Origin of the sequence: Nonomuraea terrae (genome assembly GCF_044465245.1) — a bacterium.
Lineage (GTDB): Bacteria > Actinomycetota > Actinomycetes > Streptosporangiales > Streptosporangiaceae > Nonomuraea > Nonomuraea terrae.
This window is the reverse complement of record NZ_JBITLL010000010.1, coordinates 20,375-43,256: the sequence shown is the minus strand read 5'-3', so window position 1 is coordinate 43,256 and position 22,882 is coordinate 20,375. Positions and strand designations below refer to the sequence as shown.

Sequence of the window (22,882 nt, the reverse complement as noted above, 5' to 3'; positions counted from 1 at the left end):
GGTATGGGCACATCACCGGGCGAGCCTGGCCTTGAGGAACAACGTCACCCCCTTGAGCGAGGTCACCGGAAGATAGCGTTCCGCGCGGACGATCGCCGACAGACCGGCGTTGACCACGAGAGACGTGCGCTGCAGGTCACTGCCCCGGGAGCGGCGCCGGCGCAGGGCCACCACCGGCCGCAGCAGCACGTTCCAGCTCCACACCCGTTCCACCCGCAGCCCGGCCTGCTCCACCACGACGGTCAGCGACTCACGGGCGTAGCGGCGTACGTGGCCGACGGCGTCGTCGTGGGCCGACCACAGCGCCATGTCGCACGGCACGGCGATCAGCGCGTGCCCGCCGGGCGCGAGCACGCGGGCGATCTCCGCGGTGACCAGGTCGTCCTCGCGGATGTGCTCCAGCACGTCGAACGCGGTCACCAGGTCCACGCTCCCCGGCTCGAACGGCAGCGCTCGCGCGTCGGCGCGCACGGCCCTCAGGCCGCGCTCCCTCGCCATCTCGACCGCGCTCTCGCAGTAGTCGGTCGCCGTGGCGTCCCAGCCCTCCTCGACCAGGACCCGGGTGTTGCCGCCGCCCGCGGCGCCGATGTCCAGCGCCCGCCCGGGACGGCCCAGCCGGCGCAGCTCCCTGCGCAGGACGGCCCGGCGCTCCCGGTACCACCAGTGGGTGTCCTCCAGCGCGACCAGGCGGCGGATCTCAGAGCTGTCCATCGGATCATTTCCTCGCACGAGCGGAGCGGAGCAGGGCGATGAGGCAGTACGCGGCGGCCACCGCGCCGATCTCCGCCGTCCGGCGGGGGTCCGGCGGCATCCAGAGCAGCGCCGCCGTGGTCAGCAGCGCGAAGAGCACCGCGGCGCGGACCCCCGAGAGCAGGCCCGCGGCGGCGAACGACGTGAGCCGCGCCGCCGCTGCCGCCCGCGGCCGGGCGAGCACCGCATCGGGGTGCGTGGGTCGCGGCTCCGGGCGCGTCACGTCCACGCGGGCCCGCCCCGTGGCCATCGACCAGGCGACCCTGGCCAGCCCCTTCAGGTCGTCGAGCGCCGTCCTGACGATGCGGACGCGGGAGTCGGCGTCCTCGATCCAGTCGACCGGCACCTCGTGCACGCGCAGCCCGTTGTGCTCGGCCAGCAGCAGCAGCTCGGTGTCGAAGAACCAGGCGTCGTCCTCGACCTTGTCCATCAGCGGCCTGACCACGTCGGTCCTGGCCGCCTTGAACCCGCACTGGGCGTCGCTGAAACGTACGCCGAAGCCGTGCCTGAGGAGGACGTTGTAGGAGCGGGAGACGATCTCGCGGCGCAGCGAGCGGCGGGTGCGCGCGCCGTGCGCCAGCCGGGTGCCGATGGCGAGCTCGGAGTGGCCGCTCGCCACCGAGGCGACCAGCGGGAGCAGGGCGCCGAGATCGGTGGACAGGTCGACGTCCATGTACGCCACGATGTCGGCCGGGCTCTCGCGCCAGGCGGCCCGCAGGGCGGCGCCCCGGCCGCGGACGTCCAGACGGCGGGCGTGGACGTGCTCGTACTCCCTGGCCAGCGTGGCGGCGACCGGCCAGGTGGCGTCGGTGCTGCCGTTGTCCACGATCGTGACCCGCCACGGCAGCGGGAACCCGTCGAGGAACGCCGTCAGCGTCCTGACGCAGCCCGGCAGCGCGCGTTCCTCGTTGAGGACGGGGATGACGATGTCCACGCCGGCCAGGCGGGCGGCGGGGGCGCGGACGCGGGGTCTCGGTTTCGTGGCGGCACGCGTGTCCATAGACTCCCCTGGCTGCTCGTGGGTCCAGGGAAAATCGTGGTGGGGGCGTCCAGCGCGGCGCGGGCGATTTCCCGGCATCATTCCCTGATGCGTGCCGAGCCTTTACCTAAAGGCCGAGCGTCTGAGGGCCGGGTTTCTGAGCGGCGAGCGTCTGCGGGTCGAGTTTCTGCGGGTCGAGTTCGTAGACGGACGAGGTCGCGTTGCGAAACCGAAGCAGGGCGAATTTCTCCAGTTGCGGATTCATCCCAGTAAAGAGCCATTTCACGCCGTATTTCGTGGCGAGATGCCGGACGTTCTCCGCCGTCGGCGCCCGGAACACCGCGTCGTTCGCCGCCAGCCGCGCCGAATCCGCGTACGGCAGCGTGAGGTAGGGCGTCACGAACAGCCCGGCGCGCGACAACGTGCTCTCGGCGTACGCCCAGCCCTCGACCAGCACGCGTCGCTCGGTGAACGCCGACACCCAGTAGTGCCTGCTGTCGCACGCCACCCAGCGGGGGTGCAGACAGTGCAGGTCCGTGGCCACCACGTCGCCGGGCGCGGAGTGGTCGCGCAACCACCGCCCGGCCGCCAGGGCGCCCTTGGGGATCAGTCGCTCGCGTTCGTCCTCTTCGAGTGGCAGCACGTGCCCGGCCACCGTCACGGCCGAGGACGGCACGGCGTACCCGGCGAGCAGCGCGGCAAGCCCCGCCGCGCACACGCGCCGCCACACCAGCGCCACCCCCGCGACCAGCGCCAGCACCGCGTACGGCGCCGCCACCCGCACCAGCGCCCCACCGGGGAACTCCAGCCCCGACACGGCCAGGGCCGCGCACGCCCCGAAGCCCGCCGCCAGTGCGGCGCGCGCCCACGACACCCGCGCCGCCGCCAGCACGCCGCACACGGCCGCCACCGACAGATACGGCCGCGCCCCTTCGAGGAAGTAGAGCTGCGAGGCCGCCGGATGCCCGAGCAGCACGGCCGCCCCGATCCCGGCCGCGCCGATGCCGAGCACCAGCAGCATCGGCGGCTCCAGCGCCCGCCGGCCAAGACCCGCCGCCCCGCTCCACACGCAGGCCAGGCAGAACAGGTGCGCTCCTGCCAGCACCACGAGCGAGGTGAGCGGCACCTCGGTCCGTACGCCCGAAACCGCGCCCCACACGTCGCGCATGGTCGCGAACGGCGCGAAAGCCGTGCCCTGCGACCCGCGCCCGAACAGCACGACCTGCGCGAACACCAGGAACCCCAGCGTGACGCCCGCCGCCCCCAGCCATCCGCGACGCAGCCGCCGCTCGGCCAGCCGGCGCACCGCCACCACCAGCACCAGCCCGGCCAGCAACAGCGGCAGATAGGTCGCCTTCGCCCCGCTGAGCGCCGCCAGCAGCACCACGAACGCCACCCAGCCCCGCGGCGAGCGCTCGCCGGTCAGCAGCAGCACCACGGGAGCGAACAGCAGCGCCCCGAACGTCTGCGTGGGGCTCGCCCACACCGTGAACATCGAGCGCGTGCTGAACACGACCTCCTCCACGAGCACCGGCCCGAACAGGAAGTACGTCACCCCGGCCGCCGCCGCCCCGGCTCCCCAGCGTCCGCCCAGCCGCCGCCCCACCAGCACGACCAGCACGACGGTCGCCGCCGCCATCGGCAGCGTGGACAGCCGGTAGACCAGCGTCACCGGGTCGATCCCGGTCACCCAGCTCGTCGCGGCCATCTCGGCGTAGACGAACCAGTGGTACGACAGCGGCTCGCCGAGCACGGACGGCAGCGTGGGCGGCATGTGGTGCCGCAGCTCGCCGACCAGCGCCAGGTGGTAGGGCATGTCCACGTACGCGTCGGTGACCGGCACCCGGTAGAGGAACAACGTGCTCCACACCACCAGGAAGCCGACGATCCCCGCGACCACCCACGCGCACCACATCGGCATGCGCTCGCGTACGGCCGGGCCCCGCCAGTGCCGCCGCAACCCCGGCACGTACGCGAACGCGACCAGCACGGCGGCGGGCACCGCCGGCACGAGCATCGGCAGCCCGGCCGCCCTGGCGGGGATGTAGGCCAGCACCTCGACCGCGTACCCGAGCGCCAGCCCCGCCGCGAGATCAGCCGGCCCGCCCCCGGTCAGCGCCCGCCACAGCAGCGTCCCCGGCAGCATCACCGCAAGGCCGACGTACGCGGCGAAGACGACCAGGTCGCGGGCCGGCACCCCGCACCACAGGAACGCCGCGACGGCCAGCACGCACACGACCCCGGCAGGCGCCCACCGGCCGAGCACCCGGCCGGCCCCGGCAGGCGGCAACTGAGCGAGCTCGCGCCCGGCCTCACCGGGCGGCAGCGTCCTTCCGGATGGCCGCGTGGTCACCGGATGACGGTCACCAGCCGGGTGAACTCGGCCGGCAGGTCGACACCGTCCCACACGCGGTGGAAGCTCAGCGCACTGCCGACCGGCACCATGCGGTCCACGCCGCGCCCGGCCAGCCCCCGGGCCAGCTCCTCCAGCTCGTCACGGCCGAACCCGAAGTGCGTCATCGTCTGGTCGCGCCGCTCCACCAGCGGGGCCAGCTCGGCCAGCGACGCCAGCCGGGCGTGCGCGAACGTCCCCGCGCCCAGCCACCGCCGAGGCGCCGCCGCCGCGGCCGACAGCCGGACGCTGGCCAGCGCGTTGCCGCGGAACTCCACGCTCTCGGCCAGCCCGTCGGCGGCCAGCCCGTACGTGGAGACCCGTTTCTCCACCGCCATCGCCGCGTCGACCCCCCACCCGCGCACGGTCACCACCCGCGCCACGTGGTCGGTGAAGTCGGCCCGCGCCGCCTCGCAGTCACCCTCGTCGCCGACCCAGAACACCGTCCGCGGCGAGGAGCAGGCCGCCTGGTCGAACCAGTAGGTGTCGTTGACGAACCCCTCGGCGGCGGTGACCCGCGCCGCCCGCGGCGCGCACAACCACGCCGCCGCCCGCACCACCGCGAACGACGAACGGTCGGGGAAGGTCAGCTCGCGCGCGTGCGGCGCGAGCGGGTGCCGCCGGATCTCCAGCACCGTACGGTCGCCGCCCCACACCACCCGCAGGTCGCAGGCCGCGGACAGGGCGGAGGTGACGGCGTCGGAGCGGTCGTAGGAGACGATCCGCTGGGTGGCGGCGATCACCGGGTCGGCGCCGTCGAGCGTCTCGTGCAGCGTGTCCAGGATGACCTGGGCCACGGCGCCGGCGCGCGGCGACAGGCGTACGACGTTGCGGTTGCCCATCAGGGCCGACAGGGCCCAGGAGTAGACGAAGACCGTGTCGACGTTCGCGGGCGGGACGTGGAAGACCAGGCCGCGCGGGACGCGTACGTGCTCGCCGGCCAGGCTCTCGACCGTGCGGGCCAGCTCGCTGGGGCGCAGGAAGAAGCCGAGCGAGCCCAGCTCCGGGTGGCGCCGGGCCAGCGCGGGCCGCAGCAGCCGCCGCCCGAACGCGGCCAGGAACGCGCGTACGCGCTCGTCGCCGACCTCCAGCCCGCTGTCCACGTGGAGCGGCAGCTCCTGCACGGGCACCCGCCCGGCGGCGGGGAACCTGACGTCCACCGCCGGGACGTCGAGCGTGGTGACATCGTCCAGCATCAGCCCTGCCCCATCGTGTCGCTGCAGCCGCGCGCCTCCGCCCGCGGCAACCTTCCGAGGACCTCGAACCGCTTGCCCGGCAGGCTCCCGTCGTCGACGCCGCGCACCACACCGAGGTCCTCGGTCAGCAGCACGTGGCCCGGGTACGACGTCGGCAGGGTGCTGACCACCTCGATCAGCCCCGGCACACCGGGCGGCGCCTCCCGCCACGTCTCGGGGTCGCGGATCACGACGTCGGCGAAGTCGGGGCAGTAGAGCCCGTCGCCGTCGGGCCCTTCGAGGAAGACCGTGCCGATCTGCTCGACCATCCCGTAGAAGTTGTGCACCCTGGTCAGCCCGCACTCGGCCGCCAGCCGCCGGCGGAACTCGGCGTTTCCGACCGCCTGCTCGGCCAGCCGCTTCCAGCCGCCCGAGTGGACGAGCACCGCCTGTGACAGATCCACCCCGAGAGCGCGCAGATGCAGCCACACCATGAACGTGAACCCGAACACCAGGAACCGCTCGCGGCCGTGACGCGCCAGGAACTCCTTGACCGCCTCGGCGTCCACCCGCCCCTGCTCGTCCAGCACGAACGTGTGGTCGCGGCCGAAGTTCATCATGCCGAGCACGCCGGCGCCGCGAGCGCTCAGCGTCGGATCGCGTACGACGGAGCGGCTGTCGACCACCAGCATCGGCAGCCGCCGCTCGCCCAGCACCTCGCGGAGCGTGGCGGCCAGCATCCGGGTCTGCGCCGCGGCGGCCTCCCGGTCGAGGTAGATCCGGCTCGGCCGCTGCCCGGTCGTCCCGCTGGACGTCAGCACCCGGAACACCTGCTCCTCGGGCACACTCCGCAGCTCGTGCGTCTTGAACAGCCGCACCGGCAACCACGGCAGATCCGCCACGCGCTCGTACGGCGGCCGCGCCCCGACGGCGTCGAGAATCCTCCGGTACGGCAGGCACGCCTCGCGGTGCCGCTCGGTCAACGCCACCAGCCGGGGGAGCAGCACCGCCTCTTTCTCGGCCGCCCCCAGCTCGAACACCTTCACCGCGTCCCCCCTCGTCGGGCTCACGTGAGCGACTCCAAGGTGCGGTAGTCGACCTTGCCCGTGGGCAGCAACGGGAGCCGATCGAGGCTGCGGACGTCGAAAGCGCTCCAGTGCACCCGCAGCTCGGCCGCCAGCCGTCGCGCCAGGGCCGCGCGGTCGGCCGAGGGCAGCCCCTCCGTCCACACCGTCACCCGGTCGTCGCCGCTGGTGACCGCGAGCGGACCGGCGTCGCGCAGCAGGCGTTCGATGTCGTCCATGTTGACCCGGATGCCGAACGCCTTGGCGATGCGCCGCAGCCGTCCGGTGATGGTGAGGAAGCCCTCCCCGTCCAGCTCGCCCAGGTCGCCGGTTCGCAGCACCCCGCCGAGGTCGTCGCCCCTGGCCAGGTCGTCGGCAGTCTCGGCGTAGCCCATCATGACGTTGGGTCCGTGGTAGACGACCTCGCCGGCGTCGACGCTCAGCCGCCCGCCGGGGATGGCCCGGCCCACGGAGCCCGGCTTGTCGGCCAGCCGCTCGGGCGGCATGACGGCGATCCGGGCCGTGGCCTCGGTCTGCCCGTACATCACGTAGAACCGGTCGGCCTGCGCGGCGAACTCCTTCACCAGCGCCTCGTCGAGCCGCCCGCCCGCCTGCGTGAGCGTGGTGAGCGAAGGGTGCCCCGCCCGCTCGAACCGCAGCCGTCGCAACATCTCGTACTGGTACGGGACGGCGGCCAGCGACGTGCAGGCGTAGGCGTCGACGTCGTTCCAGAACGACCGCTGGAGCAGCGAGTCGTCGGTCAGCACCACGGTCGCGCCCGCGATCAGGTGACTGTTGAGCACCGACAGCCCGTAGCTGTAGTGCAGCGGCAGACTGGTGGGCGACACCTCGCCCGTCCCGATCTCCAACGCCGCCGCGACGGCACCCGCGTTGGCCATGACGGCCTGCCGCGAAAGCCGTACCAGCTTGGGATTTCCGGTCGACCCGGAGGTGGCCAGCAACACCCCGAGCTCGGGATGCACCGCCGCCCCGCCGGTCGTCTGGGCGCGCGGCGGGCCGTCGGGCGCGTGGGCGAATCCGAGCAGCGCGCCCGGCCGGAACCGCTGCACGAGATCGGCCAGCACCCCGGCCGGGAGCTCGGGATCCAGCAGCCCCACCGCCCGCCCGGAGCACCAGGCGCCGAGATACCGCAGGACAGAGGCCAGATCGTTCCGCATCCCGCAGAACAACGGCCCCGGCGGCAACCGCGTCACGATCTCCGCCGCCCGCTCGATCCGCCCGGCCAGCTCGCTCCCCGCGACGATCCCCGACCTCCCGGAAGCCCCAGGAGTCCCCGGAACGATCAGCCGCGCCTCCTCATGCGGAAATCTCATCGCAACCCCCCGAAAATCCCCGGCCCTTCACAAGCCCCGATCCACGGCACCCCGGCGGCGCCCCTCCAGAGCCGGGCCCCCGACGCGCCCATGCCGTCCCTCTCCGTCATGCGCCAAACCCACCCATCCCTGAATGCGCGACCTGAATGCTGGACATCTGCGCCCTTCTGCCATGGACGCCGGAGCGACGCGGGCGCCCGGTCGACAGAGGGCGGACGCGCGTACCTCAGCTCGGGCCGCTGGTCGCGGCACCGCCGCGGCGGACGCTCGTGCGTCAGGGCCCGACGTGTGTCGCCGTGCGTATGAGGGGTGAACCGAACAGGTGCCGCATCGGCGTGGGACGGGCGGTCGGGGGGAAGGCCGGCCCGCGGGGGTCGGGGTTCCCGTCCTGGTGCAGGGCGGGGAGAAGTCAAAGGACCAGCCCGCCGTCGACACCGAGAACCTGCCCCGTGACGAACGCCGCCCCCGGCGACAGCAGGAACGCGACCGCGTGGGCGACGTCGTCGGGCCTGCCGAGTCGGCCGAGCGGGGTGGCCGCCACGGTGGCGGCGCGTGAATGGTCGTCGAGTGTGTCGAGCATGCGCGTCTCGACGTAGCCGGGCGCGACGGCGTTGACCCGGACGCCGGTGGGCCCGAGCTCCTTGGCCGCGGCCCGGGTGAGCCCGATGACGGCGGCCTTGGCGGCGGAGTAGACCGCCTGGCCCGGCCCGCCCGCGCGGCCCATGATCGAGGAGACCAGCACCACGGCGGGGGAGGAGCCCCGGCGCAGCAGCCGGAGCGCGGCCTGCAGGGTGTGGGCCGCCCCCATGGCGTTGACCTCGAAGAGCCGGGTGACGGTGTCGTGGCGGGTCATGCCGAGCAGCCCGGCCTCGTGGACCCCGGCGTTGACGACGAGCGAGTCGAGCCGGCCGTGCCGCTGGAAGATCTGCCGCATCATGGCGGAGACCTGCGCGGGGTCGGCCACGTCGCCGTGGACCGCGTCGGCCGGCCGGCCGGTCCGGGCGGCCACCTCGGCGGCCGCCTTCGCGGCGCGCTCCTCGCCGCGGCCGTGGAGCACGACCGCGTGGCCGGACGCGGCCAGCGTGTCGGCGACGGCCCGGCCGATGCCGGTCGTGGAGCCGGTGACCAGGACGACCCGGGGCTCAGAGCTCGGCGGCGCCGAAACCATGCTTCTCCAGCAGCTCGGCCGCCTTGGCGAACGAGCTCATGTCGATCATCTCGTCGGTGTCGATCATGACGGAGAACTCGTCCTCCATCGTCGCGATCAACGCCATGTGGGCCAAGGAGTCCCACTGCGGGATGGCTCGGTATTCGAGCCCGTCGACGTCGGCGTCGGCGGGGAGATTGAGCGCCATGCGGAAGACGGCCCGCAGGCGATCGAGATGATTCATGATCACTCACTCTCAGTGCTCGGACCACGACGAAGTGTAGCGGCACATGCGACGCATGAGAAACCAAGCCTCCGCCCTCGGTAATGGAACCGTATAACGACGCGTGGCCCGCGTTGGCGGCTGGGAATGTCGGAAAAGACACGGCCACCGTACGGGGGGAATGATGGACGAATCCAATCACTGGTACGGGCACTCGCGCATTCTCGGAAGATACTGCGGCCTCACTGACGAGGCGCCGAAGCGCATTCAGGGCTACCTCCAGCACGGATGGAACTATCTTCACGGATTTCCCCCGAACGACCACTGGTGCAGCCCCGGCTATCCCCGTTTCGTCTGGTCGGACACCCTGCGCCGCCGGGGCTGGTCGATGGGCCGGCGCGGCCACTACCTGATCGGCGCCCCCTGGATCTATCTCCTTGAGCTGGAGCCCGACTTGGGCGTCCGGCCCGAACGTGAGGGTACGATCTGGTATCCCTTCCACGGCTGGGAGAAGTCCTCTGTCAGCGGTGACCACGGACGCCTCGCCGACGAAATCAGAAATGTCGAGATTGGTCCGGTCACGGTCTGCCTTTATTGGCTGGAATTCGCAAATCCGGACATTCGGCAGGCGTACGCGTCGAGGGGTTTCCGGGTCATCTGCCATGGCGACCGCGGATCCCGCTGGGACGGGAAGGGCCGCGACTTCCTGCGCAAGCAGCTGGTAGAGCTGCGACGTCACCGCAGGGTGGCCTCCAACCGGCTCGGCAGCGCGCTCTTCTACGGCGCCTCGGTCGGCTGCGAGGTGGCCGTGTACGGAGACCCGATGCAGTTCGAGGACGAACGCCCCGAGTACGGCGGCACGGCGCGCCGCAAGCGGTTGTGGCCCGAGCTGCACGGCGCCAGCGTCGATCCCGAGCTGGCGGCGGAGGTCGCGCGGCAGGAGCTGGGATTCGAGTATCAGGCGACACCGGAGGAGCTACGGCGAATGTTCGGATGGAAGCGGGCCCGGGCGGCGGCGCCGCCGTCCGGGACGACGACGGCGCGGCGGCGCGAGGCGGCCACACGACGGGACAAGCACCCGGCGGCGGCACCACCCCAGCAGCCCGAGGCGGGACGCCGTGGGCGCCCCAACGACGCGGCGGAACGCCAGGGGCGGCAGGAGCCGGGGGCGCGGCGACGGGAGCGGCGCGCCGACCGGGCCGCGGCGTCGGGACGCCAGAACCCGCCGCGCGGAGTGAAGCCGTGAGCGCACGTACGAACGAGACACCCGAGAACGTCCGCCTGATCGGCGGAGAGATGTTGCTGTGGTCCGACATGTCCGCCGTGGCCGGCGTCACGGAGTGGCAGGGCGCGGCGCTGGAGCTGATCAGGAGGCTGCTGCCGGCGGGCGGCCGGGTGCTGCTGGTCGGGCCGCACCCGCAGCCGCTGGTGGACGAGGTGGTCGCCAACGCCGCGGCGGCGGCCGTCCTGCTGCGCTCCTACCCGGACGCCTGCGAGCTCGGCGAGCGCCACCCGGGCCTCGCGGTGTTCTGCGGGCGGCTGGAGGCGCTCGACGTCGAGGAGCCGTACGACCTGGTGCTGGCGCTCGACGGGCTGCTGCGCACGCACTCCGCCGAGGCGCCGGCGTCCGCCTGGAAGGAGTCCCTGGCGGCGCTGGCCGGCCTGGTGGCCCCCGGCGGGCGGCTGGCGCTGGGCGTACGCAACGACCTCGGCGTGGACCGGTTCCTGGAGGCGCGGCCCGCCGACCGGGAGGGCGGCGACGACCAGTGGGCGCCACACGGCTTCGACCCCAGCTACCCGAGCGGCCCTGAAGCCCTCGACCGCGGGATCGAGTCGGCGGGGCTGACGATGCGGCGCTCCTACGCGGTCTATCCCGACCGGCAGGCCCCGCGGTCGCTGCTGTCCAGGGAGGCGCTGGCACATGATCTGCCGGACGCGCTCGCGTTCACGCTCAGCTCCCGGCAGGACGAGCGCACGCTGGTGGCCGACCCGCTGCGGCTGACCCGCCTGGTGTTCCGCCACCGCTTGGGTGAACGACTCGCCCCGATGTGGCTCGCCGTGGCCACCCGCCCCGCAGCCACCCCCGAGAAGCCCGAAAAGCCCGAGAAGCCCGAGGAAACTGAGGAATCCGCCGGCCCTGGCGCGTCCGAGGAGCTGCCGCTGGGGCTGGTCGAGGAGGGGGCGCTCCTGTACGAGCTCGTCCCCGCGGGCGTCCGCCGCCTCCCCGACGGCGGCGAGCACCCGATCCCGGCCGGCCGCGTGGTGGAGGAGATCCTCGTCGAGGCGTGCGCCCACGAGGACGTCAGGACCGTACGCGAGCTGCTCACCGCCCTCGCCGCCTGGCTGGAGGAGGGCGGCGAGGTGTCGGCGGCGACCGACAGCCTGGTCTACGACGGCGAGCGGTTCGCCGCCATCGGCCCGCCGACCGGCCTGCCCGGGCCGATCGACCCGCAGGTCGCGCTCTGCCGGATCCTGCGCCGGTTCGCCGTGCGCCTGCTCGCGGCCGGTCACCACCACCCGTGGCCGTGGCCGCTGGAGGACGACCAGCTCACGCTGACGCTGTGCGCCATGGCGGGACGCGAGTGCGACCAGCGCGACCTCGACCGGGCCAGGAAGCTGGAGGCCGAGCTGGGCCTGCCCGCCGAGCCGGCCGAGCACGCCCCCACGTACCGCGATCTGCTGCGGGCGCGCGACCGGCTGTCCGAGCAGCTCACCGCGGCCATGGCCAGGATCTCGCGGCTGGAGACCAAGCTCTCCTACCGCGAGCGCGAGCTGGTCCGGGCCAGGGCCAAGCTGCGCAGGACCCAGCGCAGGGCCACCGCCTACCGCAGGACCCTCGGTTACCGCCTCTCCCGCCGACTGGCCCGCCCCCGCAAGGTCGCCCGCCGTGTCATACGCCTGCTGTCCGGCTGACGAAAACGATGAGGAGTGCTCGTGCCGGTTCTGTCGGTGATCGTCCCGTTCTATAACGTCGAGAAGTACATCGGACCCTGCCTTGACTCCATCACCTCCCAGACCCTGGAGGACCTGGAGGTGATCTGCGTGGACGACGGCAGCGTCGACGACGGCCCGGTCGTCGTGGCCGCGCGGCAGGCCGCGGATCCACGGATCAGGTTCGTCAGGCAGCCCAACAAGGGGGTGGGCCACGCCCGCAACGTCGGCCTGCGGCACGCCTCCGGCCGCTACCTCGCCTTCGTGGACGGTGACGACACCGTGCCGCGCGACGCGTTCGGGCGCCTGGTGACCTCGCTGGAGGACACCGGCTCGGACCTGGCCTGCGGCAACGTCATGCGGCTCCACGGCAATGTGCTCGTCCCGTCGTGGGCGCACCGGCAGGCGTTCGCCAAGTCGCGCCGGCGCACCCACATCAGCCGTCACCCGCTGCTGGTCCGCGACCGTATGTTGTGGAACAAGGTCTACCGCCGCTCCTTCTGGGACCACCTCGGACTGAGCTTCCCCGAGCGCATGTACGAGGACCAGCCCGTCGCCATGGCCGCGCATGTCGGAGCCGGTTCGGTCGACGTGCTGGCCAGGGTCGTCTACCACTGGCGGCAGCGCGACGAGCCGGAGTCGTCCATCACCCAGCGCCGTCTGGAGCCGGGCAACCTGCGCGACCGCCTGCTGTCGGTGCTGCAGACGGCCGACGTCCTCGGCCGCGGGGCGCCGGAGCTCAAGGGCGACTTCGACCGCGACACGCTCGACATCGACATGAGCGTGGCCGTGGAGGCCATCGCCGGCATGGGCGCGTCGGCCGACCCGGGCCTGGTGGACCTCGCCGTCCGCTACCTCGACGGGGTGGCGCCCGAGGCGTGGCAGAGCCTCCCGTACGAGCAGCGCCTGCTCGTCCACCTCCTGCACCGGCGCAGGCTGGACGAGCTGTCCGAGACCTTCGCCGACGCGGAGGCGGGCCGGCTGCGGCCCAAGGTCACCTCGACCGGGCTGCTGCGCAGACGCTGGTACGGCCGCCACCCCGCCATGCCCGGCCACCTGGCGGAGGTCTCCGCCGAGCTGAAGCTGAGGAGCCGGCTGGTGAGCCTGGACTGGCGCGAGAGCGTGCTGTCCGGCGCCGGCCGGGCCGCCGTCGGCATGTTCGACGTGAGCGACGTGCGCCGGGTGCGGATGAACGTGTGGCTGCGCGAACGCGGGTCGGGCGCGACCGTCCCGCTGTCCGAAGGGCTCAGCGCCCCCGTCGTGGAGGACGTCAGGCAGGAGGACGGGCGTCTGCTGGAGGAGCAGGCGTTCCCGTTCAGGTTCGCGTTCGACCTGGAGACCTTCACCAAGGCGCAACTCGCCAGGCGCGGCCTGTGGGACCTGTACGTCGGGATCAGGGGCCGGGGGCTGCGGCTGGAGGGCAGGGTCGGCGGACCGCGCTGGCTGCCGCCGCTGATCCCGGAGCCGCGCCGCCGATCGGGCGTGTGGGCGGTCCCGGTACGCGGCGTCAAGGGCGCCTGGAGCCTGCGCCTGCGCCACGCCCAGGCGGTCATCGGCGAGTGCGGTCTCGACGGCGACGACCTGGTGTTCTCGGGGGAGATGGCCGACGTCGGCGACGGCGAGCCGGTGCTCCGGCTGCGCCGCAGGAACGACGGTGAGGAGATGTACTTCCCGGTGGCGCTGGCCGGCCGCGACTTCCACGCCCGCGTGCCGCTCGCCGACATCGACGAGCGGGTGAGCCGCGAGGCGTGGTGGGAGGTGCTCATCGACCACGGCACGGCCGTCCGGCCGCTGGTGCGCACCGCCCACCGGGCGGTCGCGACGGTGGCCGAGCGGCGCTTCCTCATCGACCGCGGTGAGGACGGCTGCCTGCTGCTCGCCGAGCGCTAACGCAGGATGCCGGCCAGCGTCTCGGCCACGCGGTCCTGCTCGGCGTCGGACAGGCCGGGGAACAGCGGCAGCGACAGCTCCTCGGCGTAGTAGGCCTCGGCCCGCGGGCACAGGCCGCGCCGGTAGCCGAGGTCCTCGAACACCGGATGCCAGTACGCCGGCACGTAGTTGACCTGCACCCCGATGCCGGCGGCGCGCATGCGTTCGTAGACCTCGCGCCGCCGCCCGTCGCGCACGCGCACGGGATACAGGTGCCAGCTCGGCCGCACGTACGCGCGCCGGGCCGGCAGCGTCAGCCCGGGCACGTCGCGCAGCAGCGTGTCGTAGCGCTCGACCAGCTCGGCGCGGCGGGCGCGGAAACCTTCGAGCCGGCGCAGCTGGCTGATGCCGAGCGCGCACAGCACGTCGGGCAGCCGGTAGTTGAGCCCGAACGCGTGCACCTCCTGGTGCCAGCCGCCCTCGCCGGGGAAGCGCTGCTCCCCGGGCTCCCTGACCAGGCCGTGGTTACGGAAGCGGGCCGCGCGCCGGAACCGCTCCGGGTCGGCCGCCGCCACCGCCCCGCCCTCGGCGGTCGTCACGGTCTTGGTCGGGAAGAACGAGAACGTCGTCAGGTCGGCGAGCGACCCCACCGGCCGGTCCTTGTACGTCGACCCGATCGCGTGGGCGGCGTCGTCGACCAGCACCGCCCCGGCCCGGTCGGCGACCTCGCGCAGCTCGTCGTAGTCGGCGGGGTGACCCGCGTAGTCGACCGCGGTCACCACCCGCGTCCGTGGGGTGACCAGCGCCGCGGCGGCGTCGGGGTCGAGGTTGCCGGTGTCGGGCTGCACGTCGGCGAAGACCACCTTCGCGCCCAGCAGCGCGGCCGTCGCCGCCGTGGCCACGAACGTCAGCGGCGTCGTGACCACCTCGTCGCCCGCCCCGACACCGGCCGCCGCGTACGCGACGTGCAGCGCCGCGGTGCCGGAGGTGACCGACACGCACGGGACGCCGCCCGTCCAGCGCGCCAGCTCCGTCTCGAACGCGGCCACCGCCGGCCCCGTCGTCAGCCAGTCGCCGCGCAGCACCCCGGTCACCGCCTCGACGTCGGACTCGTCGATCGACTGCCGTCCGTAGGGGAGCATCAGCCGGCCACCATGGCGCGCAGGTCGTCGACCGACAGCCACTGCTCGTTGGTGTCGGAGCGGTAGGAGAAGCCCTCGGGCAGCAGCTCGCCCGTGTCGGGCGGCACGTAACCCCAGGTCGCGATCGTCGGCTGGACGACGTAGCGGTCGGCCAGGCGCAGCGTCCTGCGGCCGTCGTCGGGGCCGATCATCTCCTCGTGCAGCTTCTCGCCCGGCCGCACGCCGATCTCGTAGATCGGGCTCTCCGGTGCGAGGGCCTCGGCCAGGTCGGTGATGCGCATGCTGGGAATGCGCGGGACGTACAGCTCGCCGCCCCGCATCAGCTCGAACGAGTCGACCACGAACCTGACGGCCTGGTCGAGCGTGATCCAGAAGCGCGTCATGCGCTTGTCGGTGATCGGCAGGCTGCCCCCCTGCGCGGCCAGACGCTGGAACAGCGGCACCACCGAGCCCCGGCTGCCGACGACGTTGCCGTAGCGGACGACGGCGAAGCGGGTCTCGTGGGCGGCGGCGTAGTGGTTGGCCGACACGAAGAGCTTGTCGGCGACCAGCTTCGTGGCGCCGTAGAGGTTGATGGGGCTGGAGGCCTTGTCGGTGGAGAGCGCGACCACCTTGCGCACGCCGCAGTCGATGGCCGCCTCCACGACGTTCTGCGACCCGGCGACGTTGGTGCGGACGTACTCGAACGGGTTGTACTCGGCGGTGTCGACCTGCTTGAGCGCCGCCGCGTGGACGACGTGGTCGACGCCGTGCATGGCGCGGGTCAGCCGGTCGCGGTCGCGTACGTCGCCGATGAACCAGCGCAGCCGCTCGTCGTCGCCGAACAGCTGGCGGGCCTCGTACTGCTTGAGCTCGTCGCGGGAGAAGACCACCAGGCGGCGGACCCCGAGCGAGTCGAGTGCGTGGCGGATGAACGCTTTGCCGAAGGACCCCGTCCCTCCGGTGATCAGAATCGACGATCCACTGAGAATGCTCACGTGGCCCCCTGAAATCGCGCGTGCGCGCTGTTGTCGTCTGAGCAGCCGGTAGCATAGCGCGATCGGTCGTGCGCGTTGGGTCACATGGGGGGATGGGAGCGCTGTGCGCATCGTCGGAATCATCCAGGCACGCATGGGTTCGACACGTCTGCCCGGCAAGGTGGTGCGCGAGCTGGAGGGCCGTTCGGTGCTGGCCTGGGTGGTCCGCGCCGCGCGGGAGGCCGGCGCGCTCGACGACCTGCTCGTGGCCACCACCACCGAGCCGGCCGACGACGCGGTGGTCGCCGAGTGCCGGCGGCTCGGCGTCGCCTGGCACCGGGGGCCGGTCGACGACGTGCTGACCCGTTTCGTCCAGGCGCTGGAAGGGCGCCGGTGGGACGCGATGATGCGGTTCACCGCCGACTGCCCGCTGCTCGACCCGGCCGTGATCAGGGAGGCGGCGCTGGTCTTCCGCGCCGTCCCCGGGCTCGACTACCTCAGCACGAGCCTGGCCCGCACGCTGCCGCGCGGGCTCGACGTCGAGATCGCCGGCCGCGCCGCGCTGCTGCGGGCCGACGCGGAGGCCACCGGCTTCCACCGCACCCACGTGACCTCCCACATCTACGCGCATCCGGGCGACGCGCGGCTGCTGGGCCTGGCCCACCAGCCCGCCGCCGACGACCTGCGGGTCACGCTCGACACCGAGGACGACTGGCGGCTCATCACCTCGGTGGCGGCGGCGTTCGGCGACCGCTGCGTGCCCGCCCGCACGCTGGTGAGCTGGCTGCGCGAGCGTCCGGAGGTGAGCGGGCTCAACGCCCACGTCCGGCAGAAGGCCCTGCAGGAGGCGTGATGCCGCGGGCCGGGTTCCGGTGCGACGCCGGAGCGAGCAGCGGGGTGGGCCACCTGGTGCGGTGCGTGGCGCTGGCCGAGGAGCTGCGCTCCCGCGGCGCCGACGTCGTCTTCCTCGGCGAGGTGCGCGGCTCGGAGTGGGCCGCCGCCCAGCTGAGCCTGCGGGGGCTCCCGCTGGTGCCCGCCCCCGCCGAGCCCGCGCGCCTGGCCGCACTCTCCCGCGAGCTGCGGCTCGACGCCGTGGTGCTCGACTCGTACGACCTGCCGGAGCACACCGGCGCGGTGCTGCGCGACCACGGCCTCGCGGTGCTCGCCATCGTCGACGGCGATCCGCGCGGCCAGCGGGCCGACCTCTACCTCGACCAGAACCTCGGCGCCGAGCACCGCCCGTTCCCCTTCGACGCCCGGCGGCTGGCGGGAGCCCGTTACGTGCTGCTGCGTGACAGCGTGCGCTCGCGCAGGCGGGTGGCGCACGACGGCGAGGTGCCACGGGTGCTGTGCTTCTTCGGCGGCACCGACAGCGCGGGCGTGGCCCCCGCCTGGGCCGCGGCGCTGCGGGCGACCGGGCGGCCGTTCGACGGCACGGTCGTCAGCCCCGAGCCGTTCGAGGCGGGCGGGCCGATCACCGTGATCCCGCCCACCGACCGGCTGCCCGAGCTGATGGCGGGCGCCGACCTCGTGGTCACCGCGGCCGGCTCGGCCGTCTGGGAGCTGCTCCACCTCGGCGTGCCCACGGCGCTGACCTGGGTGGCCGCCAACCAGCTGATCGGCTACGAGGAGCTGGTCGGCCGCGGGGTGGCGGCCGGGCTGGGCGACGTGCCCGACGCCGGCTCCGTCGCCGTGCTGGCCGGCCTGCTCGCCGGCCCCGCCGTCCGTGAGGAGCACGGCAGGCGGGGCCGCGGCCTGGTGGACGGCCGCGGCCGCGAGCGCGTCGCCGACGCGCTGCTGGAGATCTGCCGCTAGATCAGGTCCCAGGTCAGCGGGGTGCCGAAGGGCACGTCGCGGGTGAAGCGCCGCCCCATCACCTCGGCGGCGGCCTCGGGTGGCAGGCCGCCGGCGGGCCGGATCGACCGGACGTTCCGCGCCGTCACCTGCTCGCCCGCCAGCACATCGCGTACGACGTACAGCGACCGGCGGAAGCGCAGGCCCTCGCGCTCCGACGGGCGCGGCCCGATCACCGTCTCGCCCAGCGACTGCCAGGCCCGCTCGCTCTCCACCACCAGCACCGCCAGCTCGGCCGGCTCCAGCGAGAACGCGGCGTCGACCCCGCCGTCGGCCCGCGACAGCGTGACGTGCTTCTCGATCAGGCACGCCCCGAGCGCCACCGCCGCCAGCGCGGCCCCGAGCCCCGGCGTGTGGTCGGACAGGCCGACGACCTCACCGGTGAGCGCGCCCAGCAGCGGCAGCGCCCGCAGGTTGCTCTCGGACGGCGCCGCCGGGTAGGACGCCGTGCACGACAACACGGCGAGCCGGCTGCATCCGGCCTCGCGCGCGGCCGACACCGCGGCCTCGATCTCGCCGGTCGTCGCCATGCCGGTGGAGATGATCAGCGGCTTGCCGGTGCCGGCCGCGAGCCGGATCAGCGGCAGGTCGACGATCTCCGACGACGCGATCTTGTACGCCGGCACGTCCAGCTTCTCCAGCAGCTCCACGGCCGTCGGGTCGAACGGCGCCGAGAACGCGGCCAGCCCCCGCTCCCGCGCGCGCTCCATGATCGGCTCGTGCCACTCCCACGGCGTGTGGGCGCGCTCGTAGAGCCGGTAGAGCGTCTCGCCGCCCCACAACTCGTGCCCGTCGCCGATCCGGAACGCCGGAGCGTCGCAGTCGATCGTCAGCGTGTCCGGCGTGTACGTCTGCAGCTTCAGCGCGTGCGCGCCCGCCTCGGCCACCGCGTCCACGATGGCCAGCGCGCGTTCCAGGCTCCCGTTGTGGTTGCCGGACATCTCGGCCACGACGTACGGCGGATGCCCGGGCCCGATCGGCCGCCCCGCGATGGAGATCATGCGTCTTCCCTTCTCAGCTCGATGGCCACGACGTCGCGCGGCACGCCGTCGACGTGCCGCTGGTAGGTCTCCACCTCGACGAACCCGAACCTGCGGTGCATCTGCCTGACCGGCTCGTTGTCGGCCAGCACCTCGCCACGCAACGCGGCGAGGCCGAGCGGCCCGAAGGCGTGCGCGATGGCGGCCCGCTCCAGGCCGGCCCAGGCCGCCAGCAGCCGCCCCGACCGTTCGAGGCCGTCGAGGTCGAGGTAGAAGCCCCAGCGGGCGGCCGCCGGCGTCACGCCGGCGTAGGTCACCACCCCTGCGGCGGCGGCCTCATGGTCGTAGATCAGCACGCGGGTGCCCGTGTCGGCGCGGGTGGCGGCCCACCAGCGGGCGTGTTCGTGCTCGGTGATCTCATGGGTGGTGAAGCTGGCGGCGCGGACGCGCGGGTGGTTGCGCCATCGGCGCATAACCGGCAGATCATCATCTCGCACGTCTCTCAGCACCGCTCCCCCTACGATTCGTGCTCGACCCCTTGCCCAACGTAGCGGATCCTTGTCCGGTAAAGAGCTGATCAGGGACGGCCATCGGACACGGAATCCCGCCCCACGTCACGGCATGCTGCCCTCGACCCGTACCGAGCCAAGGAGCGAATTCGGCATGATCCCCCTGCTCAGCGTCGTCGTCCCGTTCTACAACGTGGAGCCGTACCTCACCGAGTGCCTGAAGTCGCTGGCCGCGCAGACCCTGGAGGACATCGAGGTGATCCTCGTGGACGACGGGTCGGTGGACGGGAGCCGGCGGGTGGCCGAGGACTTCGCCGCGCGCGATCCCCGGTTCGTGCTCGTGGGGCAGCGCAACCTCGGGCCGGGGCCGGCCCGCAACCAGGGGATCCGGCAGGCCCGCGGCGCCTACCTGGCCTTCGCCGACGGCGACGACGTGGTGCCGCCCGAGGCGTACGAGGTGCTGACCGGCAGCCTCGCCGAGACCGGCTCGGACCTCGCGTGCGGCGCGGTCAGGAGGCTCGTGGACGGCGAGCTGGAGGAGTCGACCCTGCACGAGAAGGTGTTCAGGAAGCCGAAGTTGTGCACCCACATCACCGACAAGCAGGTGCTGATCAGGGACCGCACGGTGTGGAACAAGGTCTACCGACGTGACTTCTGGGAGCGGCACGGCCTGGCGTTCCCGTCGGGGATCTACGAGGACGTGCCCGTCGCCATGCAGGCCCACGTGCTGGCCACGAGCGTCGACATGGTGGGCGACGTGGTCTACCACTGGCGCAAGCGCGACGAGGAGGGCACGTCGATCACGCAGCGCCGCAGGGAGCTGTCCAACCTCCATGAGCGCCTGGCGGCCATCCGGTCGGTGCGCGCGTTCTTCGACGAGCGGGCGCCCGAGCTGCTCGACGGCTTCGACTCGCTCGTGCTGGAGAAGGACACCCTCTTCCTGTTCCAGGCGCTGGAGGGCTGCGTCGAGCGGCGCGAGGATCCGGGGCCGCTGCTCGACCTCGGCCGCGCCTGGCTGGCGGAGCTGAGCCCGCACGTGCTGGCCACCGCGCCGTCGCTGCGCCGCCTGGAGCTGCACCTGCTCAGGCGCGGGCTGCCGGCGGAGCTGCGTGCCGTCCGCGAGTTCCGCCGTGGCAGGGACGACGTCACCCGCGTGGTGCCGCGCGGCCGGCGTACGACCGGCTGGTACGGCGACTACCCGTTCTTCCGCAACCGGCGCCTGCGCATCCCCGACGAGGTGTTCGACGCCCGCGACGAGGTCAAGCTGATCGCCGAGGTCGAGGCGTGCGAGCGCGTCGAGGCCGGCTACCGGCTGCGCGTTCACGTGTCGTTCCACCGTGTCGACCGCCGGCTCGCCAAGGTGAGCCTGTGGCTCAGCGACGGCCGCCGCCGGGTGCCGCTGGAGGTCAAGCGCAAGGGCCGGCACGGTTACGTGGCGGTGGCCGACGCCGAACGCCTGGAGGGCGGCACCTGGCGGCTCGGCGTCCGCGCGGAGCTGCGCGGCCTGGTGTTCAAGGGATGGTGCCGGGACGGTGACAGCACTGCCACGTGGCGGATTTCGGTGCCGGGCAGGTCAAGAACAGGCATGGACATCCCCCAGTAGTTCCAGAGAGTGACCACTCCGCGGCCTTCCGTGGTCATGCTGGACTCCATGAGGACCTATTCGCTCGATGACGTCTACGAGACACGCAAGCGGAGAGACTCTTGGTGGACCGTCTATTTCGTGGATCCGGTCGCCTGCCGGGTCGCCCTTCCCGTCGCCAACCACACCCGGCTGACGCCCAACGCGCTCACCGTGTTCTCACTGGTCCTCGGCATGGTGTCGGCGGCGTTCTTCGCGACGAACCAGCTCGCGGCGGGTGCCTGCCTCTTCTACCTCAGTTTCATGATCGACTGCGTGGACGGCAAGATAGCCCGGCTCAAGGGCACGGGGACGCCTTTCGGGCTCTGGCTGGACTACGTGGGAGACCGGATCAGGGTGGTCCTGTGCGCCGGTGGCCTGGCCTACGGCCAGTACGCGCTGACCGGCGATGTGCAGTTCATCGTGCTCGGTGCCGCGGTGGCCGTCCTGGACCTGTTCAGGTATGTCAACGCGCCGCAGATGAAGCGCGTGCGCGACACCATCAGGGAGGGGCGGCAGGAGCCGGACGCCCTGGGCATGGCGCCCCTGGCGGCCGATCCTCTGGGGCCCGACCCGCTGGAGCCGGAACCGCTCGACGTGCTGCCGCCCGGCCGGGCGCCGCGCCCGCGCTGGTTCTTCCGGCTCTACCGGCGGCTCAACCGGTTCCTGGCCCGCCACCGGGTCCGCTCGCACCTGGTCAGCGGCATCGAGTTCCATGCGGCGGTGTTCGTGGTCGCGCCCCTCGCGGGGGCGTGGGCGCTGATCCCGCTCGCCGCGGGAGCGGGGGTGCTGCTGCTGGTCAACGAGGTCTTCCTGGTCTACCGGATGTGGCTCTTCGCGCGCAGGCACGGCGTGAGCACCGCTCAGGAGAGCCGAGAGCACGTTCTCGTCTAAGTTTTCGGGGGTTAGTACGAAATGTCAGACCGGCCAGTCTTCGTCATCGGATGCCCGCGGTCCGGCACCACGATGCTCCAGCTCATGCTCCACTCGCACCCCCGTATGGCGGTGCCGCCGGAGACGCGCTTCCTCGTTCCCGTTTATTACCGGCGCCGCACGTGGGGCGACCTGCGTGTGGCTCACCGGCGCCGGGCGCTGGCGCAGTGGATCGCGACCGACCGCAGCACCAAGTTCCGCGAGCTCAAGCTCGACAAGGACGACTTCATCCAGCAGGTCGTGGACGGGCCCGGCTCGCTCGGCTCGGTCTTCGGCACGGCCTTCCGGATGTACGCCGACCGGTTCGACAAGGTGCGCTGGGGCGACAAGCGGCCGAGCTACGTCAAGCAGGTCGACATGCTGCTACGGCTCTTCCCCGACGCCCAGTTCGTCCATCTCGTCAGGGACGGCCGTGACTGCGTGGCCTCGCTGAAGGAGATGCCCTGGTACACCCTCGACTCCTTCCACGCCATCTCGACGTGGGCCGAGGCCATCGACGCCGGCGGCAAGCTGCGCCGCACGCTGCCCGAGGACACCTACTACGAGCTGCGCTACGAGGACCTCACCGACGACCCGGAGACCGAGCTGAAGAAGCTCTGCCACTTCCTGGACGAGGACTTCTCGCCGTCGATGATCTCGCCGCGTGAGGCGGCCGTCCAGGCCGTCCCGCAGCACAAGGTCTGGCACCGCAACACCCACGGCGAGGTCACCCGCAGCCGGGTCGGCAGCTGGGCGAACCGGCTGGACGACTGGGAGATCGCGCTCGCCGAGCACATGCTGGGCGACCGGCTGGAGTCGATGGGCTACGAGATCACCGGGGTGCCGAAGCCGTCCAAGGAGCACATCGCGGCCTGCCAGAAGACGATGCAGAAGCGCAAGGCCAGCCGCATGCGCAAGGGCATGCGCGACCGGCTCAACCGGCTGCGCGAGCCCGGCCCGGTGGCCGCGATGCTCACCTCGCGTCAGCGCGCGCTGGCCGGCATCCCGCAGCAGCGCTCGGAGCTGACCGAGCCGGTCTGAGCC

The 22,882-nt window shown here is 72.8% G+C and carries 20 protein-coding genes; 8 read left to right on the top strand and 12 right to left on the bottom strand.

Annotated elements, in window-relative coordinates; genetic code table 11:
* Window positions 1–12 precede the first annotated feature (12 nt).
* The 8 genes from ACIBP6_RS45560 to ACIBP6_RS45525 all read right to left on the bottom strand — a co-directional run bounded on the left by ACIBP6_RS45560 (window position 13) and on the right by ACIBP6_RS45525 (window position 9,085).
* Window positions 13–711 carry a class I SAM-dependent methyltransferase gene (locus ACIBP6_RS45560; protein WP_397061365.1) on the bottom strand — a complete coding sequence of 233 codons (699 nt, stop codon included), beginning with the start codon at window positions 709–711 and terminating at the stop codon, window positions 13–15.
* A gap of 4 nt (window positions 712–715) precedes the next feature.
* Entirely contained in the window at window positions 716–1,750 is a 1,035-nt protein-coding gene (locus ACIBP6_RS45555) for a glycosyltransferase (protein ID WP_397061363.1), read from the bottom strand.
* A 106-nt stretch (window positions 1,751–1,856) separates the two neighbouring features.
* Entirely contained in the window at window positions 1,857–4,082 is a 2,226-nt protein-coding gene (locus ACIBP6_RS45550) for a hypothetical protein (RefSeq protein ID WP_397061362.1), read from the bottom strand.
* The gene (locus tag ACIBP6_RS45545) at window positions 4,079–5,317 is read right to left on the bottom strand and encodes an acyl-CoA reductase (protein ID WP_397061360.1); all 1,239 of its coding nucleotides are present in this window, start codon (window positions 5,315–5,317) and stop codon (window positions 4,079–4,081) included. Before ACIBP6_RS45545 ends, ACIBP6_RS45550 begins: the two co-directional genes overlap by 4 nt.
* The gene (locus ACIBP6_RS45540; RefSeq protein WP_397061358.1) at window positions 5,317–6,366 is read right to left on the bottom strand and encodes a LuxE/PaaK family acyltransferase; all 1,050 of its coding nucleotides are present in this window, start codon (window positions 6,364–6,366) and stop codon (window positions 5,317–5,319) included. The genes ACIBP6_RS45545 and ACIBP6_RS45540 overlap by 1 nt, the downstream gene beginning before the upstream one ends.
* Complete coding sequence (locus ACIBP6_RS45535; protein WP_397061356.1) at window positions 6,363–7,694, bottom strand: AMP-binding protein; 1,332 nt, start codon at window positions 7,692–7,694, stop codon at window positions 6,363–6,365. The genes ACIBP6_RS45540 and ACIBP6_RS45535 overlap by 4 nt, the downstream gene beginning before the upstream one ends.
* 409 nt (window positions 7,695–8,103) lie before the next feature.
* Window positions 8,104–8,862: an SDR family NAD(P)-dependent oxidoreductase gene (locus tag ACIBP6_RS45530; protein WP_397061354.1), complete on the bottom strand. Its 759-nt coding sequence runs from the start codon at window positions 8,860–8,862 to the stop codon at window positions 8,104–8,106.
* Complete coding sequence (locus tag ACIBP6_RS45525; protein WP_132623788.1) at window positions 8,837–9,085, bottom strand: acyl carrier protein; 249 nt, start codon at window positions 9,083–9,085, stop codon at window positions 8,837–8,839. The genes ACIBP6_RS45530 and ACIBP6_RS45525 overlap by 26 nt, the downstream gene beginning before the upstream one ends.
* Window positions 9,086–9,245: 160 nt before the next feature.
* Between ACIBP6_RS45525 and ACIBP6_RS45520 the strand changes: the two genes are divergently transcribed.
* Genes ACIBP6_RS45520 through ACIBP6_RS45510 form a run of 3 tightly spaced genes read left to right on the top strand, consistent with a single transcriptional unit; the run spans window position 9,246 to window position 13,885 of the window.
* Window positions 9,246–10,310: a hypothetical protein gene (locus tag ACIBP6_RS45520; protein WP_397061352.1), complete on the top strand. Its 1,065-nt coding sequence runs from the start codon at window positions 9,246–9,248 to the stop codon at window positions 10,308–10,310.
* Window positions 10,307–11,977 carry a hypothetical protein gene (locus ACIBP6_RS45515; protein ID WP_397061350.1) on the top strand — a complete coding sequence of 557 codons (1,671 nt, stop codon included), beginning with the start codon at window positions 10,307–10,309 and terminating at the stop codon, window positions 11,975–11,977. Before ACIBP6_RS45520 ends, ACIBP6_RS45515 begins: the two co-directional genes overlap by 4 nt.
* A gap of 21 nt (window positions 11,978–11,998) precedes the next feature.
* Window positions 11,999–13,885 (top strand): glycosyltransferase family 2 protein, encoded by a 1,887-nt coding sequence (locus ACIBP6_RS45510; protein WP_397061348.1) that lies wholly within the window; start codon window positions 11,999–12,001, stop codon window positions 13,883–13,885.
* On the opposite strand, the gene ACIBP6_RS45505 is transcribed toward ACIBP6_RS45510, so the two are convergent.
* Both ACIBP6_RS45505 and pseB read right to left on the bottom strand, forming a co-directional pair.
* Window positions 13,882–15,006 (bottom strand): DegT/DnrJ/EryC1/StrS family aminotransferase, encoded by a 1,125-nt coding sequence (locus ACIBP6_RS45505; protein WP_397061346.1) that lies wholly within the window; start codon window positions 15,004–15,006, stop codon window positions 13,882–13,884. The genes ACIBP6_RS45510 and ACIBP6_RS45505 overlap by 4 nt on opposite strands.
* Window positions 15,006–15,983: a UDP-N-acetylglucosamine 4,6-dehydratase (inverting) gene (gene pseB / locus ACIBP6_RS45500; protein WP_397061344.1), complete on the bottom strand. Its 978-nt coding sequence runs from the start codon at window positions 15,981–15,983 to the stop codon at window positions 15,006–15,008. Before pseB ends, ACIBP6_RS45505 begins: the two co-directional genes overlap by 1 nt.
* Before the next feature lie 103 nt (window positions 15,984–16,086).
* Here pseB and ACIBP6_RS45495 point away from each other — a divergent pair, with 103 nt between their 5' ends.
* Window positions 16,087–16,815: a cytidylyltransferase domain-containing protein gene (locus ACIBP6_RS45495; RefSeq protein ID WP_397061342.1), complete on the top strand. Its 729-nt coding sequence runs from the start codon at window positions 16,087–16,089 to the stop codon at window positions 16,813–16,815.
* Window positions 16,815–17,777, top strand: coding sequence for a PseG/SpsG family protein (locus tag ACIBP6_RS45490; protein ID WP_397061340.1), 963 nt, complete (start codon window positions 16,815–16,817; stop codon window positions 17,775–17,777). Before ACIBP6_RS45495 ends, ACIBP6_RS45490 begins: the two co-directional genes overlap by 1 nt.
* Here ACIBP6_RS45490 and pseI read toward each other — a convergent pair.
* Together pseI and ACIBP6_RS45480 are read right to left on the bottom strand one after the other, a co-directional pair.
* The gene (gene pseI / locus ACIBP6_RS45485; protein ID WP_397061338.1) at window positions 17,774–18,817 is read right to left on the bottom strand and encodes a pseudaminic acid synthase; all 1,044 of its coding nucleotides are present in this window, start codon (window positions 18,815–18,817) and stop codon (window positions 17,774–17,776) included. The two genes, ACIBP6_RS45490 and pseI, sit on opposite strands and share 4 nt — an antisense overlap.
* Window positions 18,814–19,293, bottom strand: coding sequence for a GNAT family N-acetyltransferase (locus ACIBP6_RS45480; protein ID WP_397061336.1), 480 nt, complete (start codon window positions 19,291–19,293; stop codon window positions 18,814–18,816). The genes pseI and ACIBP6_RS45480 overlap by 4 nt, the downstream gene beginning before the upstream one ends.
* 166 nt (window positions 19,294–19,459) lie before the next feature.
* On the opposite strand from ACIBP6_RS45480, the gene ACIBP6_RS45475 reads away from it, so the two are divergent.
* The 3 genes from ACIBP6_RS45475 to ACIBP6_RS45465 are packed head-to-tail and all read left to right on the top strand — an operon-like array spanning window position 19,460 to window position 22,879.
* Window positions 19,460–20,908, top strand: coding sequence for a glycosyltransferase (locus tag ACIBP6_RS45475; RefSeq protein WP_397061335.1), 1,449 nt, complete (start codon window positions 19,460–19,462; stop codon window positions 20,906–20,908).
* A gap of 48 nt (window positions 20,909–20,956) precedes the next feature.
* Complete coding sequence (locus ACIBP6_RS45470) at window positions 20,957–21,820, top strand: CDP-alcohol phosphatidyltransferase family protein (RefSeq protein ID WP_246075460.1); 864 nt, start codon at window positions 20,957–20,959, stop codon at window positions 21,818–21,820.
* Between the two features lie 21 nt (window positions 21,821–21,841).
* A complete protein-coding gene (locus tag ACIBP6_RS45465; protein WP_397061333.1) occupies window positions 21,842–22,879 on the top strand; it encodes a sulfotransferase family protein in 1,038 nt (345 codons plus the stop codon).
* Window positions 22,880–22,882 lie beyond the last annotated feature (3 nt).